This window comes from Clostridium sp. KNHs216 (assembly GCF_006714885.1).
Classification (GTDB): Bacteria; Bacillota; Clostridia; order Oscillospirales; family Acutalibacteraceae; genus Caproiciproducens.
This window is the reverse complement of record NZ_VFMF01000001.1, coordinates 3,071,310-3,087,927: the sequence shown is the minus strand read 5'-3', so window position 1 is coordinate 3,087,927 and position 16,618 is coordinate 3,071,310. Positions and strand designations below refer to the sequence as shown.

Sequence of the window (16,618 nt, the reverse complement as noted above, 5' to 3'; positions counted from 1 at the left end):
TGTATTGTTTTAGCCGGGAAGGTGAAAAAATGGAAAATAAAAACACGGAGCAAAAAGAAGAAAAAATTGCCTTTACCGGCAGGATCAGCGTCAACAAGGAACTGCTGCAGGGCATTTTTAAAAACGATGAAACGCTGACCTTCAGGCCGGTCGAAAATCCGGCGTTCCCATCCATAGGATTCTGCCTTGTTTATATTGACGGAATGGTCAACAACAAGCTGGTAAACGAGGACGTGATCAAGCCGCTGGTGGAGTACAGGCCAAGGCAGAAGGATGTTCTGTCACTGGATATCATTGCAAAGCAGGTAATGCTGTCCGACAGTGTGGAACGCACGTCGGATACAGACAAAATTCTTCAGGGGATCGTCTACGGAGACTGTGTCCTGATGATGGACGGTTTTTCCGACTTTCTGATTCTGAATACAAAGGGCTGGAACAGCCGCTCTATTTCCGAACCGGAAAATGAAAAAGTCCTGCGCGGCCCGCGAGAAGGATTCAACGAAGCGCTGATGATGAATCTTTCCATGCTTCGCAGAAAGCTGAGAACACCGGATCTGAAAATGGAGTTCCAGAGTTTTGGGACAAGGTCCAACACAAAGGCCTGCATCTGCTATCTGGACAAGGTCGTCAACAAGGATGTCCTTGCAGAACTAAAGAAAAGGCTTCAGACCTTTTCCATTGACGGCACGCTGGACTCAAACTATATCAATGAATTTATTAAAGACGCCCCGTTGTCTCCCTTCAAAACGGTGGGAAGCACGGAAAGGCCGGACGTCGTTGCGGCAAAGCTGCTGGAAGGGAGAATCGCCCTGTTTCTGGACGGAAGTCCCGTCGTGTTAACGGTGCCGTTCCTTTTCATCGAGAACTTTCAAAGCGACGAAGACTACTATCTGAACTATTTTTTCGCGTCCATCGGACGCATGCTGCGATTAATCGCCTTCTTTGTCGCCACCAGCATTCCGGCGATTTACGTCGCCCTCACTACCTTTCACGACGAGATGCTTCCCTTCGCCATGACAATGAGCATTTCGGAAGCGAGGCAAGGCGTTCCGTTTCCTACCGTACTGGAAGCGGTCTTAATGCTGGTGGTTTTTGAAATGCTTCGGGAATCCGGGTCCAGAATGCCCGGAATGATGGGACAGGCACTCAGCATTGTCGGTGCACTGGTCATAGGGCAGGCTGCCGTGGAAGCAAAGATCGTAAGCGCCCCTATGATTATCATCGTAGGAGTCACGGGAATCTCCGGCCTGATGATTCCCCGTATAAAAGGAGCGACCATTATACTGCGTTTTACCCTGCTTGCCATGGCGTCCATTCTTGGACTGTACGGTTATATGTTTGGCTCACTGGGACTGCTGATCCACCTCTTTAACCTTAATTCTTTTGGCATTCCCATTATGAACAGCGCTTACGCAAATACTCTACAGGATAAAAAGGATATTGCAGTCAGAGCCCCGTGGTGGTTTATGAAAAAAAGGCCCAAATACCTTTCCCCAAACGAAACGAGGGAAGCTTCGAGGAGCGAGAAATGAAAACCGGTAAACGACTTTGCGTCCTTCTATTAATCGTGAGCATGCTCCTTTTAAGCGGTTGTTGGAATTATCAGGAAATAGAACGATTTTCGATGGTCTCCGGCTTCGCAATCGACAGAGGAACAGAGGGGCATAAATATCATTTTACCTTTGAATTTCTGGACCTGTCCGGAAACAATCCGGATTCCAAGCTGCTGGAAACCGAAGGAGACACCGTGTTTGACGGAATCAGGAACGCAATCAGCAAAAGCCAGAAAAAACTGACGTTCAGCGAATGTAAATTGGTTGTGATCAGTAAAGACCTCGCTTCGGAAGGAATCACCCCTCTTCTGGACTTTGTTTCCCGTGACGCCGAGCCGAGGCTGACATTGGTTCCCATGATTTCAGAGGAAAAAACAGCCGGAGAAATCCTTCAGCAAAAACCGGTAACCGATCACCTGATCTGTCTGGAAATCGATCAAATGCTGGCACAAAACGTAGCCAGCCTCTCGAAAACGCCCAGAGTCAAACTGTACCAGGCCAACAATATGCTTGCCGGAGAGGGTACTTCCCTGGTCCTGCCTTCCATTAAAGTTGCAGAACAGCAGACGGCCACCACTGTAGAACTGGCCGGTACTGCCATTTTTAAAAAGGACAAGCTGATTGGTTTTCTGGATGCCGATCAGTCCCAGCTTATGCTGTTCGTCAAAAACCAGATAAAGGGGGGATTGCTGCTGACAAGCCCTGATTCCGACGGCAGGAACATTACTCTTGAGATAGAGGAAAGCACAACAAAAATCACCCCCCTCATTAGCCAAAATCCTCCGTCAGTCAAAATAGACATCAAAACCGTATGTGCGCTCGGCGAAAATCAGACTACCAAGAAGCACATCCCAACCGAAAGAATAAAGGATGTTGAAAAAAGTGCGAAAAGCGGTCTGGAGACCAGCGTGTCCAATCTGATAAAAACAGCCCAGAAACAATACAAATGCGATATTTTTGGATTTGGGAATCTGATTTATCAAAACGACCCCCAGCTATGGGAGCAGGACAAAGCAAAATGGGACGAAATTTTCACTGCGATGGATATCGCCGTAACAGCAGATATTAAAATCAATAACACAGCAAGAGTTGGTGACTGATATGAGCTCTATGATTGTTTTTCTTGTTCTTTATGCTGTCCTGATTGTCTTCGACCTGATTCCTGTTTTTAAAAAGAAAGACAAAAAGGCTCTTTGGTTTTCCGTTCCCGTCTACCTGATTACTCTGACGGTCAATATCATGACGAGCTTCGGCGTTGATATGATGAGCCCTAACAAAATCATCAGCCAGATCATTTCGTCTATTTTTCATTAGAGGTAAAAGATGAATCCTAAGATAACGGAAAAACAGATTCAGGCCACGATCATTATGTTCTGGCTGGGCAGCCTGGTGGTCATTGGTATCGACCCGCAGTCCAAACAGGACTCGTGGATTGCCAGCCTGCTCGCAGGGATCATGATACTTCCCCTCCTTTTTCTTTATATCCGGCTGACGTCCCTGTACCCCGGAAAAAATTTATTCGAAATCCTGATACAGATTTTCGGCAGGGTTTTCGGCCGGATTCTGATCTTTATTTATGTGTTTTTTTCCATCCATCTCGGAGGTATCATATTAAAGGTCTTTTCCACCTTTATTCATATCCTGAATATGCCGGAAACGCCCGAACCGGCAATTCTGTTTTTCGTTATTCTTCTTTCCGTCTGGACCGTAAAAAGCGGGCCGGAAAATATCGGCAGAATGTCAAAGTACACCTTTCCGATTATCCTGGTATCCGTTATTGCCACTTTTATGGCCGGCGCCAAAGATATGGATATCGGCAATCTGAAGCCAATCATGAATACCGATCTGAAAACGCTGCTCCGAAGCGCTTTTTCCCTCTGCGTTCTGCCCCTGGGCGAGGCCTTTCTCTGCCTCTCTTTTTTCTCTTCGCTCTCCCCGCAGGCAAAACCCTACCGTTTTTTTTTCAAAGCCCTGATATGGACACTGGTAATCGTGATCGTTGTCAATCTCAGAAATATTCTGATCCTGGGCTTTCCCTCTGCGACCATGTTTTATTTCCCTTCCTACGAAACCGTCAGCATCATCTCCATAGGCGAGTTTTTTTCCCGTGCCGAGGTTCTGATCGGCATCAACCTGATGCTGGCGGGATTTATTAAGGTCGCCGTCTGCCTGTATTCCTCTTCTCTGGGCCTCGCCAAGCTGCTGAACGCAGCCGACCAAAAGCTCTATGTTGTTCCCTGCGCTCTGCTTATGGTGACTCTGGCAGGCATCCTTTATGATAACACAGTGGAATGGGTGGAATGGATCCCGATATACGAAATCTACGCGATTCCCTTCCAGATCATCTTCCCCATTATTATTCTGATCGGCGCGGAAATAAAGGCAAGAACACACCCGGAGACAAAAAATCCCCCCGCTGCAGACAAAGAAGCGGGAGGATCTTAAAAATATTTATTTTACGGCAGCTTCCCGTTTCAGCACCGTCTTTGCGCTGACCGGAATGTTGATCACATGGCTCAGCGGCTTCCACACAAACAGGGCGATCCCAAAATCGACCATGCTGTGAACAATGGTGCCGACCCCAACCAGCAGAATCACGGACATAAAGTATCCGTTGGCATAATAATTTTTCGGCATATTGTTTCCAAAATAAAACAGCGTAACGACGGTCACTTCACTGACCGCGTGAATCAGCGCCAGAAGAAGCCCAAACATCGTAGATTTTCCAACGGAAGCAAGCATATTCTCTTTTCTTTTCAGAATGAATGCGCCTGTCAGCGCAAAAAACAGATGGCTGAACGCGCGCAGCACAATCACGATCGGAAATCCGGCAAATAAAAAGCCAAACGAAGTTCCGATGGAAACCGCAACGGCCACCGGCGGGGAAATAAACAGGGCGATAAAAATCGGGACATGGCTGGCAAGGGTAAAGGACGCCGGTTCCAAAATAATTTTAGGGGCGAACATCGGAATGACGATCCCAATGGCGCAAAGCAGCGCCGCAATGACCATACTGATTAATTTTGTTTCACGATTCCTCATAATATCCCTCTCTGACAATCCTCGTATTTATCTTTACATATGTCTTGACACCTGTAATTAGTATTGTAAAGAAGATTTTCGGATTTGTCAAGAGGATTTACCGGGAAAACAAAATTCCCTTTTCCTCCAAAGCGGTGAGAACCCTTTGATACGCGTCCTCCGACCGGCAGGAAATCGTGTGCAGATGCACTCCGCCCGTCAGGTCGCACAAGGGCGACGCGTGATCCTTCGACAGCTTTTCCAGAAAACAGTCGGCGTCGTAGCGGGAAAAAATATGCAGCTGGCCGGAAATCTGGCCGTAAACCGCATGCTCCACGATCACGTCGATCAGGCCGCAGCCATTGTCCACAATCGTATACAGCTCTTCCGCAAGGTTTTCCCTGCTGTGCCTGCAGGCGATTGTCCGGATGATCTGGTTCTTGTCACAGGCGCCGTCCGTCAGGATATATCCCCGCGGCGTGGCGGAAATAGCGACGTTCGCCGCCCGCAGGAGCGCGATGTCTCCTACAATGACCTGCCGACTCACCTGGAACTGTCTGGCAATGGTACTGGCGCTGACAGGCTGTGCGCTTTTTTTCAGAATTTCAAGAATCTCCCGGCGCCTCTGCGCTGCATCCATCAGTATCCCCCTTCCTGCCGTTTTTCAGTATTGTATCATTTTATCCGGCGGTTTTCCACCGTTTCTTTATTTTGTCCGGAGCGTTTCCCGCTTACGCTTCTTGCCAGAATCCTGTTTTTCAGTTTTACATAGACAAACAGCCCGCCCGCCAAAAACAGACACGCCAGTATTTTCTGCTGGGTGAAAATTTCGCCGTCGGAGAATATTCCCGGCATCAACAGAGGCAGGACCTGCAGCAGAGCCAAAAACAGCAAAATATGGTTCAGGTGGGAAGAATCCCGTCTGTCCAGAAGGTCGCGCTGGGTATCGAACACGCGCTGGAGCTGATTCTGGTTTCGCTCCAGACGCTGCAGCTGCTCGTTGATGCGGAACGCGTCGCGCAGCATGGCCAGCGATTTTTTGGAGGATGGGTAATTGACCTGAATATCCCAGAATTCTATCGTCCGGGAGTATTCATCGAAAATCTGATGTGTTCTGAAAAGGACCTCGTTCGGCGTAGGATCGCAGCCGGGCGAAAGGAATTCCACAATTTTTTCATTGGTCGAAACGATGGCGGATTCCTCAAACATCAGAAGCTCGATATAGAACTGGGTAATGGATTCAAACTCGATGCGGTCCGTAATTTCAAACGGAAACGTGTCCGATATCTGAACGAAAATATTGGAATAAGCGTATCCGTGGGCGTATTCATACTGCGCCATTCCATGCTCGTTCTCTACGATTTCCACAACGTCCCGGTCTATGACCCTGCCCATGTTTTCTCCCTGCTGATAAATAGTCTCCATAAACAGCAGGGAAGCAAGCTCGTTGTTTTTGATCTGACTGCGCCGATTGGGGATGGTGACAAACGCCTTCGGCGTCCCCCTTTTGAGGACCTGATACCCGCGCTCAAGATATTCGTAAAAATTCTCAGTATCCCCGTTGTCCGTCTTAACCGTAAACTGGTTCCGGACAACGCTGTCCAGAAAATGGCTGAGCAGGAAAGGACAGGAGAGGGACACCACCGACACAACGCCGCAGCTGCTCTGGCGGTCGACGGAAAGGATCAGGTCCACATAAGCAGGGCAGCCGATTTCGCCGCCACCGGTCAGGTAGGTATCCGGCGTCGTCTCACAGGTGACGACGATCTTGATCTTCCCAAGGTAGTACCGCCGAATGCGTTCCTTAAAACTGCCGCTGTTTTTAGGGGAATCGTTCTGCTTCGGAACTCCCGACTCGAAATGCGTGCGGAAATCGAGCAGATCCAAAAGCTGCGCCATGGTTTTATCGTATTTCCCCTGCCCCGCGTTTTCCAAAACGGAGAGATCACAGTACTCAATCGGAAAGCTCACATACACATCCGGAACGATGCTCCACTCCGACTGTCTGGAAGGGAGCATTTCCCCGAGCAGACCATTATACAGGACCGGGCCGTCATAGGGATGGGTTCTGTAATAAATAAAATAGTCCGTATCGCCTTCAGTGCGAGATTCCTCCGTATTGTTGGCAAGGCAGATATATTTCTGATAGGAAAACAGCTGCTCCCGGGTCACCTGCGCGATGACCGCCCGGCAGCGCTCCGAGGGCTTTTTGATAAAGCTGTAAACGGCGCTGTTTTTCTCTATCCGAAAGCCCTGTATTTCCGCCGCACGGTGTGGAACCTGCTTTTCGCCGAACACAGTTGAAAGCGTTTCTTCATTGGGAACCGCCAGATAAAGCTTTTCCGCATTTTCCGAGCCGAAGCTTTCCGTCAGCGGACTTCCCTTGACCAGATAATAATTCCCGCTGATCCTGTCAATGCGAAACCCCAGCTTTTTGTAAATGCCGAGGGATTCCGGATTGGAGATATCGCTCAGCAGGGAATGGTTCGGGAAGCTTTCGCGCACAAACTGAACCAGGCGGGTAGCCAGACCCGCACGCCTGTGTGCTTCGTCGACGCCCAGCGAAAGAAGATAGGTAGTGCGGACTCCGCATTCCTCCGCCTTCAGCTGAATAAATTTGCGGTCCGACATGGTGGACGGATGAGTCAGCTGGAAACGGGACCTTCCGCTCGCCTCATACCCGAAAAACCGGGACATCTGCCGCGGATTGGATTTGTTCAGCCGGTCGTAATCGAAAAAAAGGACGAAAGCGATCAGGCATCCGTTTTCCCGGATGCCGTACGCCCCATCCTCCGCGCCGCAGTAAGAAACGGCGTCCAGAAAATTTTTCTTCAGCTCCGATTTTCTTTCCTGTTCCTCCGGGATCATCTTTTGAAAATATAAATCATTGATAAAACAGGAAACCGCCAGATCGGCGGCCTGTTCCCGGTCGGATTCGGAAATTTCGGCTATTTCCATGCGGATTCCTCCACTGTCACGAAATACTTTTCCAGTATGTGAACGGGGTGATAGGACAGCTTGGAGGTTCTGAGCCCCAGGTCGCCGATATCCTCCTCGCGGTTAATATAGATCACTCTCTCATCCGCCTCATGTACGGCAAATTCCTTTACCATTACCTGATAGGAGCCTTCGTATTCCTTCAGCGCTTTTTCAATATGGACAAACAGGGTATCCCCCACGATTTCCCCCACGGAGAAGGCAACGATTTTCCCCTCCACCTCGACAAAACCGCCGCACAGCCCAAACTGCTCAAAATACGGGAGAATTTCCTTTGCCCGGAAGGATTCTTCTTTGGCGATGGGGTTGTCCTTGACGTGCTCTTCCGCATAGCTACCGAAAAATTCGACCACTCTGTCTATATTTCCGTTTTCAATGGGAACATAGCGGTAATCGGGATAAAGCTTTTTAAACTTATTGATATGGTTGCGCTGGCCGCTGAACCTTCTTCCGGCAAACGTCTGCATGTCGGAACACAGGTACAGATAGTCGAACCAGTCGCGGTTTTCCGTGTGGGTAATTCTGCCGCCGTACCTTTTTTCCAGTACGTCAAGCGCGTTCAGCGGCACCGTGCAAAAATAAAGGGGGATGTCCTTTTCCCTTGCGTAATTTTCCAGCTGCGTCAGCGCACCGTCAACGGAACCGGGGCCGACCGGGAAAGTAAACGCGACCGCCCCGTTCAGATATGTAACTTTGAAAAGCAACATATTTTCATAGATATCATACTCGCTGTAAAAAAATTTCCTCCACATAAAGATTCCTGCGATAGAATAGTCGCAGGTCCTGTACTGCTGGTACTCGAAATACTTGGATAAAGCCAAAATATTATCGGCTTCGATTGGTTTGAATGAAAGCATACATTCTCCTTAAATTATCTCTTACTTTTGAGGATCATTCCTATTATACCACAAAACTCAAAATTTCAGCCCAAGGGCAGCAAATTTTTTGCAGGGCAAAAATTCCGCTTCGGCAAACAAAAAGAAAACGGAAAGAGCATATGCGGAAACCGCCCGTTTCGCGGGCTTTTCCGGATATGCTCCCTGATTTTGAAATCGGCCTTTCTACGCCGCCGCGACTTTAATACGGCTACGCCGCCGCAATCAGTCTGGCGCTCACGCCGTGCGGCTTGGCGCCGTTTTCCACAGTGATCTGTGCCTGTACCGACTGGCCGCCGACAATTTCAAAAATAACGGCTCCGACCCCGGTCTGCCTGCCGGTCACCACATACAGGTCCAGCCCGCTTTTATTTTTTCCGGCGTAATCGACCGAGGTGCAGGCGTTCTGGGAATGGACATTGAGGTTCTTGCGGTCGATCCCGCCGATTTTAACGCCGATATAGTATTTTCCGCCCGGGTTCAGGGTGTAAGAAGAGGTATCCACCACAATGCTGCCCGCGGCGATGGACGTAATCATTTTTTGCCCGCCGATATCGATGGTCACTCCGCCCTTTGCCACGCCGGTAACAGGATACACCCAACCGGTTTTTCCGTTTTTATTATACGCGGCGGCCGCTCCCACTTTTGCCACGGAGGAATTGTAGGACATGGCGACCGGCGGCGTTTTGGAATCCGTAACGGCCAGAACCCAGTAGGTGTCGCCCGCCCCGATGGTGACGGCATAGGTATCCAGCGTCAGCCCGGAGTCGGAGGGCTGCGACGACTGCGTACCGTAGGTCAGAATACAGGAGTCGGACCGGTAATCCGCCAGCCTGTCACCCCTTTGATCTACAAGGTAAGCCACCAGCGTCGCCTTATAGGACTCGGACGACGAACCCTTTGCGGACACCTGGCAGGAAAGCCCGCTTTGGCTGATTGTGAAACCGCTGGTTTCCCCGTGCAGCTCCCAGACGACCTTGGTTCCATCCGCAAACTTCGAGAAGGAAGGCTTTACGCTCGCCACGACCGTGACCGGGTTTTTGCCGTCCAGCGCAACGGAGGATTTGCTCAGGGTAATTCCTTCTTTCAGATTGCTGTCCAATACAAATTCATCCATATCGCCGTCGTCCGACGTTTCTCTTTCCAAAGCAAAGTCATATAGGACGACTTCGTCTTCGCCCACTCTGCCTCTGTCGGCTTTAAAGGCCGTCTGGCCGTCTCTGGCGGAATTGTTGAAATTCAGTAACGGCTTACCCGATATCCCGTCGTGAATCGTCAGCTTTCCTGTATTGAAGGAAAGTGTCCCGGGTCCCGTCAGCGTATCCAGTTCCAGCCACGAGGTGGTGACAAATTCCCCCTTCTGGGCAATCGTTAAATTGCCCGCATACACACTGCCGTTTGCCGTCACCGTGCTGCTGGCGTCCACCACAATGGAGTCCATATCCGTAATGTAGGGCAGCTTTCCGCTGTAACCCTTCAGATTGAGCGTCGCCGTATCCTGTCCGTCCAGTTCTTTGATCTTCAGTCCGTTTCCGGTCAAAGTAATGGTGCCGTCGGCCTGAATGGAACCCGAAACCGTACTGCCCGTGCTGCCGGAAGCCGCCACTTCATTGCCGATGACGGATCCGCCGACGGTAACTTTCCCGCTGATCGTCACCTTCTGGTAAGACCGGGCGTCGCGCTTAACGGTGCCGCCCCTGAGCGTCATATCCCCGTTTGCCTCCAAAGAGCCGACGGTTCCGTCCGAAAGCTGCACCGATCCATCACAGTCGACGTCACCCACGGTGCCGCCGGAAATGGTCACCTTACTGCTGCTGCCGGACACCGTGACGTCCTTGACTTCTCCCGCCTTGATGGTCAGGTTGCCGCTGGCGATCACGTTGGAATTGGTCACTTCCGTAAAATTGTCCTCATTCCATGTAGTGCCCCACGCAGAAGTAGTTCCCTGGTAGGTTTTTGCACCGTGTTTATCGATAATTTCGTCACTGGACGCCGCCTGTACAGCTACCGGGGCCGACAAAACGATCACCGCCAGCGACAATAAAACGGAAAGTATCTTTTTCAATCAAATTCCTCCTTCTGTGAGCAAAGAAAACCCGTTTCGGCTTCTGTCTTTCCTTATTATAGAATATATCGTCCCTTTTCCCGATTAATGAAGAGCGTTTCCGCTGACCCCGGGCAATGTGGGGATATTTTCCATATTCCCTATTATAATGAATCAACGCAAAAACCGCAAGCTTAAAACAAACTTATAAGAAGCTTTCGTTTTTACGCGGAATATCCCGCAGCCGGGCAAAGCACGCTTTCCGTAACGATGGGCTAAGCCAGCAGATGCCGGACGGCGGCCCAGAGCAGCGGCACCGCTTTCTCAAAAGAGTACGAAAGGCACAGCCTCTCCGTAAATTGATGCGCGTCCCTGCCGTGGGGCCCGATGTTCAGAAACGGGATGTTGAGCTGTGCGATCGTTTCCAAAGGGATTTGGTACCCGGAACCCCATACGGGAAAATCCTTTGTCAGGCCGAAAATGTCAATCCGGGCGGACAATCCCAGATAGCTCATGTCGGACAGGCCGGGGAAAAACGGTTCCGTCAGCAGGGTTTCCCCGTACTGCGTCCGGGCCGTCTCCACAAGATATCCCGCCGTTTCCACCGCTCTGCTGTCCGGAGACGGAAGGTCGGAATGCGGATAGAACGGAGGCGCATAGAAAACGATCACCATCGGCCCCCGGTACGGGTAAAAGGTATGGGCTTCCCTGACAGCCGCGACCGACAGCTCCCGCAGGTCCTCGCCGGGATTTTCCGCCTGCAGTTTACGAATATATTCCTTCATATGCCGGTCAAATTCCTGCCCGTGCGCTTTCAGGCAGCAATCGTACAGCTCCTGAAAGGAAACTACTTTTGGTTCCACGGAAGGCAGCAGGGCGGGGTTCCCGGTGATCCGCGCGTATTTTCCGGCGTTATTCCGAATATCTTCCAGAGCCGCGGAAAAAGCGTCCTCCGCCGCGTGAATCATGCGCTCCATCACCTGTGCGGGCGTCTGCGTCAGGGTCATGTAGTTGAAATACGCATACGCTGCAGTCGGCGTCTGTACGGAATAGGCCGTTTTGACATCCGCCTGCTTTAAGCAAACCGGCGGCGGAACATGTGTCCCCCCGGCAAAATCGCACAGCTCCGGGTTCGAGTCCACCCTTTCGATGATTTTGGAGGTCAGAAGGTTGGGGTTCAAGCCCGCGAACGGCTCACAGGCGTGCGTTTCCCTTCCGACGCAGTAGAATGCCGGAAGCAGCTTTCCCACCGTCCCGGTATAAAGATACTTTCCCCCATCCCCCGGATATTTGGGAAAGTGGGGCTCGGATACGAGGCAGCAGCGGTAATCCAGCCGTTTTTCCTTTTTCATGGACAACAGCAGCTCCACCGCGGCCAGCATACCGGCTGAATTTGCCTCTTCATCCGGGACGGAAAGGAACAGCAGGTTTCCCTCAAAATCAGGCAGGTGCTCCCCGGCCCTTCTCAGCATTTCCAGATCGGCCGCAATGCCGAACTTCATGTCCATGGTTCCCCTGCCGAATAGATAATCGCCGGATTCCAGGTCCCTCTTCGCTTCTTCGGGCAGCCGCACCTCGGGATGGGTCCTTAAATAATGCGTATAAGCCACCGGGTCAAAGGCAAGTCCCTTGAGCACCCCGAATTCTTCAACGCCCACCACATCAAAATGGCTGAGCAGGACCACCGTTTTTTCGCTCTTTATCCCACCTTCCAGAAGCGCGCACACAAAGCTTCTGCGGCAGGGGTCGCCCGGCACCGGGCAAAGCCGCACCTGGTGCGGACGGGAATGAAAATACGGAATTTCTTTCAGCATCGCAGCGATTTTTTCAGCCATCTTCCATTCGCCGTCGGTTTCCGAAACGCTCGGCACCCCGCATAATTCCAAAAAATTTCGATAAATTGTCTCATTCAGCATGAAATATCCCCATGGTCTTTCTTCCATTTTATTTTGTCTGTACTTTTCATTATATTCTCGGCCGCCGATGTTTTCAACGGCGGAATGGACGGATTTCAAAAGATATCCGGAACAAAACCGCCCCGCCGGAAGCTCTGCCGGCGGGGCGGTTTTCTATGTAAACTAGAGATTAACAGGAAAATAATGGAAGTCAATGAATCAATCTCATAAATTTGTTTCATGTTTTATATCGTCACATTTCATGAATTAATTAATCTAATCCGACAAAAATCGACTTAAAATTGTACCAAAGAGTAAAGCTCGTCCTTCTGGTCCTGGCTGACCCCGATATAACGCAGCGTTACATTCTGAGAGCTGTGATTGAACATTTCCATAATCAATCCAATATTGTATTTGGAAGCCTTATAGGTCCAGTATCCCCATGTCTTTCTCATACTGTGCGTCCCGAAATTTTCAACATTGCAGACGGTCGCCGCCTCCTTCAGCACTTTGTAGGCCTGCACACGCTGAATATGACCGCCGCTCTTTTTGCTGTAAAACAGGTAAGAATTACCGGAAAGCCTGTATTCCCTCACATACTCGTAAAGCATTTTGCGGATTGCGTTATTCAACTTGATCTTTTTTACCTTGCTGGTTTTTTTCTCCCTGATGACAAGATACTCTCTGAACTTTCCGCTTTCATTAAAAATATCATCTACTTTCAGCGGCAGGATATCGCTGATTCTCAGCCCTGTATTAAGGCCGTATTTAAACAGGAGTCCATATTTTCGATCTCTCCCGTTCAAATAATAAAACATCTTCTTGATATTCTCTTTGTCCCGGATCGGTTCCACCGTCATTTTTTTCACCCTGTTCCTAAAATTTTCATTCAAGCAATCAAATATAGAATTTATGAAGAAAAAGTTTCCTCTGTATTATGGCATTTTTGAAAATGAAATAAAGGAATGAAAAGAAATATCCCGATATAAAGCCAAATTTTATCAGCCCAAGATGAAACAAATTTATGAGATTGATTCATTGGTTTTCTATCGAAACTGAAATCGAATAACGAAAATGATCAATGAAAAAAGCAAACCCGCCAAAAGACGGGGACGCAAAGCTTCGGGTCTAAGGCTTTTGCTAAGACAGCCGGGTTGCCATGCTGAATTGCCGTGGTACATTGTGCCACGGCTTTTTATAGCGCCCAAAACTTGCAGAAAGGAGAAAGATGGATGAAGGAAACGCTCACAAAGATCATACAGGAGGAACAGGATACACAGCACGGAAAATTCCTCACCTTTGCACTCGATGAGGAACTGTACGGAATTGAGATCTGTTATGTCACGGAAATCGTCGGAGTGCAAAAAATCAGCGTCCTTCCCGGAGCGCCGCCCTATATCAAAGGGGTGATCAATCTGAGAGGAAGAATCATACCGGTCGCGGACATGCGGCTGCGGTTCAGAAAGGAGGTCGTCCCCTACACCTCCCGAACCTGCATCATCGTTGTGGAAATCGGGGACTGCACGGTGGGCCTGATCGTCGACGAGGTCCGGGAAGTCGCTATGATTCCGGACGAATGCGTCGCCCCGCCCCCCGACATGAAAATCGGCTATCGGAACCGGTTTATCAAAGGGATCGGGAAAGCGGGAGACACGGTTCAGCTTTTGCTGGACTGCGAACAGCTTTTTAAAGAGGACGAGGTCCGGGTGTTGGACCAAATTGAAGCATAAGGAGTTAGAAAGATGGAAAAAAACAGCGAAAACAGCCATACACAAAGATGGAAAAAAGCAGTCATGAGATTGAACGTTTCCTCCAATCTCGTAATCGCCGCCGCGGCGTGCATCCTGCTCGGTATTTCCACACGGGAAAGCACGGGAGGATTTTCCGGCATTTTTTACTTATCCGTCACCGCCATGATCGTTTTGGTTCTGGTGTGCGCGGGGTATGCATCCCGGAAAATCACCGCGCTTTCCCACAGTGTCGGCAATCCGATCAGCGCGCTCACCCGGACAGTCGCCGCCCTTGCCGAGGGGAACTTCAGCGCCGAAGCTCCCGAAATCCCCGATGAGACAATGAACGGCCTGACCCAAGCGCTTCAGGAGCTGACGATTTCCCTGCGCCGGCTAAAAAAAGACACCGCCCTGTATACGGATTCCGTGTCGGCGGGGCAGTTTGATGCCAGGGCGGATTTGAGCCTGTATCAGGGCGACTGGCGGGAAATTCTTGCGGGGATCGACCGTCTGTCGGACTCCGTCAGAGAGCCCGTCGACCTCTCCTGCGCTTTTGCGGCCCGGCTGGCAAACGGCGAGCATCAGGAGGATATGCAGAACCATTATCAGGGCAGATACTCCGTGCTCATCGACAACCTGAACAGCGTGCGCCGTTCGGTGGCTTCTCTTGCCGGGGAGACCCGGCGGGTGGCCGCTTCGGTTGCCGAGGGAAACCTTTCCGAACGCGGAAGCCACGGCGATATGGAAGGGCTGTTTGCCGACGTGATCGGCCAGTTCAACAATATGCTCGATTCCATTGCCGTTCCTCTGAATGTTGCTTCCGCATACATTGACAAAATGTCGCGGGGAGAAGAACTGGAAATACTGGACAATTCCTATAAGGGATATTTCGCCCAGCTGATCGACCACCTGAGCGCTGTGAGGACCTCGCTGTACGCTCTGCTCGGCGAAGCCGGAAAACTGGTGGAAGCGGGAACCAACGGCGATCTGACCGTAAGAGGAGACGTAAACAAAGTTCAGGGCGGCTACGCAGAAATTATCGAAGGATTCAACCGGACGCTGGAGACCATTACCGTCCCGCTGAACGAAGCGGGTCTGATGCTGGGAAAAATGGCGGTAAACGATTATTCGCTGAAAATGTCCGACGATTACAAGGGCATGATGAACGATTTCGCCAAATCCGTCAACCGGGTGCGGGAAAGCCTGATAAACGTTCAGGATACCTTTGTCCTGCTTGCAAAGGGCGATATCAGCCCGCTTGAAACCTACCGGAAAATCGGCAAACGGTCGGAAAACGACCAGCTTCTACCCTCCGCACTGGCCATGATGCAGGCCCTCCACGATCTGATCGGGGAATCCAATACCCTCGCCGAAGCAGCGCTCGCAGGGAATCTGGACGCGCGCGGCGATGAAACGGAGTTTGAAGGCGGCTACCGCGAGATCATTTCCGGCATGAACAAGACGATGGAGGCCTTCTCCGTTCCGATCGGGGAATCCGTAGACGTCCTGTCCCAGCTGGCGCAGGGCAACCTGACGGTGGAGGTGACCCGGGAGTATCAGGGAAAATACAACGAAATCAAGAGCTCCCTCAATCACACGATCCAGTCGTTCAACGAGCTGCTCAGCGAAATCAACAACGCCGCCGACCAGGTCTCGGTAGGCTCCAAGCAGGTCTCCGACGCGAGCCAGTCGCTGGCGCAGGGCGCCACGGAGCAGGCAAGCTCGGTGGAGGAGCTGACCTCCTCCATCATGGAAATTGCCGCCCAGACAAAAGAAAACGCCGCCAACGCGATGCAGGCGAATACTCTTTGCTCCCAGGTGAAGGAACAGGCCGCGGAGGGCAACCATCAGATGTCCCAGATGCTGGACTCCATGCAGCAGATCAACGAGTCCTCGGCCAACATCTCCAAGATCATCAAGGTTATTGACGACATTGCTTTCCAGACGAATATTCTCGCCCTGAACGCCGCGGTGGAAGCCGCAAGGGCGGGCCAGTACGGCAAGGGCTTCGCCGTGGTCGCGGACGAAGTGCGCAACCTTGCCGCAAAGAGCGCCAACGCGGCAAAAGAGACGACCGCGCTGATCGAGGGCTCCACAAGCAAGGTCGAGTTGGGTACAAAGTTTGCGAACCAGACGGCCGAAAAGCTCGAAGTCATCGCGCAGAATGTAGAGAAATCCGCGGCGATCGTCAGCGAAATCGCAGCCGCTTCCGAAGCGCAGGCCGCGGCGATTGCGCAGATCGACCAGGGGCTGGAGCAGGTTTCCTGCGTGGTACAGACAAACTCCGCCACAGCGGAGGAAAGCGCCGCGTCCAGCGAAGAACTTTCCGGACAGGCGGACATGCTTACGCAGATGGTGGGCAAGTTCCTCCTCAGGGACAGCCAGGGACTTACCTCCCAGGCACTCACCTCCCAGAGACCCGCTGCCAAGACGGGAAAAGCGGCCCAGCCAAAAACAGCCGTGGCTGCCGAAACGGGAAAGTACTGATTTTTCCTCCCAGCAC

13 protein-coding genes and 1 riboswitch are annotated in these 16,618 nt (G+C 51.1%); of the genes, 6 read left to right on the top strand and 7 right to left on the bottom strand.

Annotated elements, in window-relative coordinates; all coding sequences use genetic code 11:
* The first annotated feature begins 29 nt into the window (after positions 1-29).
* The 4 genes from LY85_RS14870 to LY85_RS14855 are packed head-to-tail and all read left to right on the top strand — an operon-like array spanning position 30 to position 3,998.
* Positions 30-1,532: a spore germination protein gene (locus tag LY85_RS14870; protein ID WP_141827269.1), complete on the top strand. Its 1,503-nt coding sequence runs from the start codon at positions 30-32 to the stop codon at positions 1,530-1,532.
* On the top strand, positions 1,529-2,653 hold the full coding sequence (locus LY85_RS14865) for a Ger(x)C family spore germination protein (protein ID WP_141827268.1): 1,125 nt from the start codon (positions 1,529-1,531) through the stop codon (positions 2,651-2,653). The genes LY85_RS14870 and LY85_RS14865 overlap by 4 nt, the downstream gene beginning before the upstream one ends.
* A 1-nt stretch (position 2,654) precedes the next feature.
* Complete coding sequence (locus tag LY85_RS14860; protein WP_141827267.1) at positions 2,655-2,867, top strand: hypothetical protein; 213 nt, start codon at positions 2,655-2,657, stop codon at positions 2,865-2,867.
* A 9-nt stretch (positions 2,868-2,876) separates the two neighbouring features.
* Positions 2,877-3,998: an endospore germination permease gene (locus tag LY85_RS14855; RefSeq protein WP_141827266.1), complete on the top strand. Its 1,122-nt coding sequence runs from the start codon at positions 2,877-2,879 to the stop codon at positions 3,996-3,998.
* Between the two features lie 6 nt (positions 3,999-4,004).
* Here the strand turns inward: LY85_RS14855 and LY85_RS14850 are convergent, their stop codons facing one another.
* From LY85_RS14850 to LY85_RS14820, 7 genes are all read right to left on the bottom strand, one after another.
* A complete protein-coding gene (locus tag LY85_RS14850; RefSeq protein ID WP_038322725.1) occupies positions 4,005-4,595 on the bottom strand; it encodes a hypothetical protein in 591 nt (196 codons plus the stop codon).
* Positions 4,596-4,692: 97 nt separating this feature from the next.
* Positions 4,693-5,214: a transcription repressor NadR gene (locus LY85_RS14845; protein ID WP_038322724.1), complete on the bottom strand. Its 522-nt coding sequence runs from the start codon at positions 5,212-5,214 to the stop codon at positions 4,693-4,695.
* Positions 5,215-5,249: 35 nt separating this feature from the next.
* Entirely contained in the window at positions 5,250-7,532 is a 2,283-nt protein-coding gene (locus LY85_RS14840; protein WP_141827265.1) for a GNAT family N-acetyltransferase, read from the bottom strand.
* Entirely contained in the window at positions 7,523-8,428 is a 906-nt protein-coding gene (locus tag LY85_RS14835; RefSeq protein ID WP_141827264.1) for a phosphatidylglycerol lysyltransferase domain-containing protein, read from the bottom strand. Before LY85_RS14835 ends, LY85_RS14840 begins: the two co-directional genes overlap by 10 nt.
* A 229-nt stretch (positions 8,429-8,657) precedes the next feature.
* Complete coding sequence (locus LY85_RS14830) at positions 8,658-10,511, bottom strand: hypothetical protein (RefSeq protein WP_141827263.1); 1,854 nt, start codon at positions 10,509-10,511, stop codon at positions 8,658-8,660.
* Positions 10,512-10,765: 254 nt separating this feature from the next.
* Positions 10,766-12,406, bottom strand: a complete 1,641-nt coding sequence (locus tag LY85_RS14825; RefSeq protein ID WP_185741231.1) for a M20/M25/M40 family metallo-hydrolase — start codon at positions 12,404-12,406, stop codon at positions 10,766-10,768.
* A 275-nt stretch (positions 12,407-12,681) separates the two neighbouring features.
* On the bottom strand, positions 12,682-13,245 hold the full coding sequence (locus LY85_RS14820) for a tyrosine-type recombinase/integrase (RefSeq protein ID WP_038322910.1): 564 nt from the start codon (positions 13,243-13,245) through the stop codon (positions 12,682-12,684).
* Between the two features lie 219 nt (positions 13,246-13,464).
* Positions 13,465-13,547, top strand: a riboswitch (cyclic di-GMP riboswitch).
* Between the two features lie 70 nt (positions 13,548-13,617).
* On the opposite strand from LY85_RS14820, the gene LY85_RS14815 reads away from it, so the two are divergent.
* Both LY85_RS14815 and LY85_RS14810 read left to right on the top strand, forming a co-directional pair.
* Positions 13,618-14,115 carry a chemotaxis protein CheW gene (locus LY85_RS14815; protein WP_141827261.1) on the top strand — a complete coding sequence of 166 codons (498 nt, stop codon included), beginning with the start codon at positions 13,618-13,620 and terminating at the stop codon, positions 14,113-14,115.
* Between the two features lie 12 nt (positions 14,116-14,127).
* On the top strand, positions 14,128-16,602 hold the full coding sequence (locus LY85_RS14810; protein ID WP_141827260.1) for a methyl-accepting chemotaxis protein: 2,475 nt from the start codon (positions 14,128-14,130) through the stop codon (positions 16,600-16,602).
* Positions 16,603-16,618 lie beyond the last annotated feature (16 nt).

What these genes read in the sequence shown, in the direction of transcription:
- LY85_RS14870 (WP_141827269.1), top strand. Translation starts at nt 30, where the DNA reads ATGGAAAATAAAAACACGGAGCAAAAAGAAGAAAAAATTGCCTTTACC.
- LY85_RS14865 (WP_141827268.1), top strand. Translation starts at nt 1,529, where the DNA reads ATGAAAACCGGTAAACGACTTTGCGTCCTTCTATTAATCGTGAGCATG.
- LY85_RS14860 (WP_141827267.1), top strand. Translation starts at nt 2,655, where the DNA reads ATGAGCTCTATGATTGTTTTTCTTGTTCTTTATGCTGTCCTGATTGTC.
- LY85_RS14855 (WP_141827266.1), top strand. Translation starts at nt 2,877, where the DNA reads ATGAATCCTAAGATAACGGAAAAACAGATTCAGGCCACGATCATTATG.
- LY85_RS14850 (WP_038322725.1), bottom strand. Translation starts at nt 4,595, where the DNA reads ATGAGGAATCGTGAAACAAAATTAATCAGTATGGTCATTGCGGCGCTG.
- LY85_RS14845 (WP_038322724.1), bottom strand. Translation starts at nt 5,214, where the DNA reads ATGGATGCAGCGCAGAGGCGCCGGGAGATTCTTGAAATTCTGAAAAAA.
- LY85_RS14840 (WP_141827265.1), bottom strand. Translation starts at nt 7,532, where the DNA reads ATGGAAATAGCCGAAATTTCCGAATCCGACCGGGAACAGGCCGCCGAT.
- LY85_RS14835 (WP_141827264.1), bottom strand. Translation starts at nt 8,428, where the DNA reads ATGCTTTCATTCAAACCAATCGAAGCCGATAATATTTTGGCTTTATCC.
- LY85_RS14825 (WP_185741231.1), bottom strand. Translation starts at nt 12,406, where the DNA reads ATGCTGAATGAGACAATTTATCGAAATTTTTTGGAATTATGCGGGGTG.
- LY85_RS14820 (WP_038322910.1), bottom strand. Translation starts at nt 13,245, where the DNA reads ATGACGGTGGAACCGATCCGGGACAAAGAGAATATCAAGAAGATGTTT.
- LY85_RS14815 (WP_141827261.1), top strand. Translation starts at nt 13,618, where the DNA reads ATGAAGGAAACGCTCACAAAGATCATACAGGAGGAACAGGATACACAG.
- LY85_RS14810 (WP_141827260.1), top strand. Translation starts at nt 14,128, where the DNA reads ATGGAAAAAAACAGCGAAAACAGCCATACACAAAGATGGAAAAAAGCA.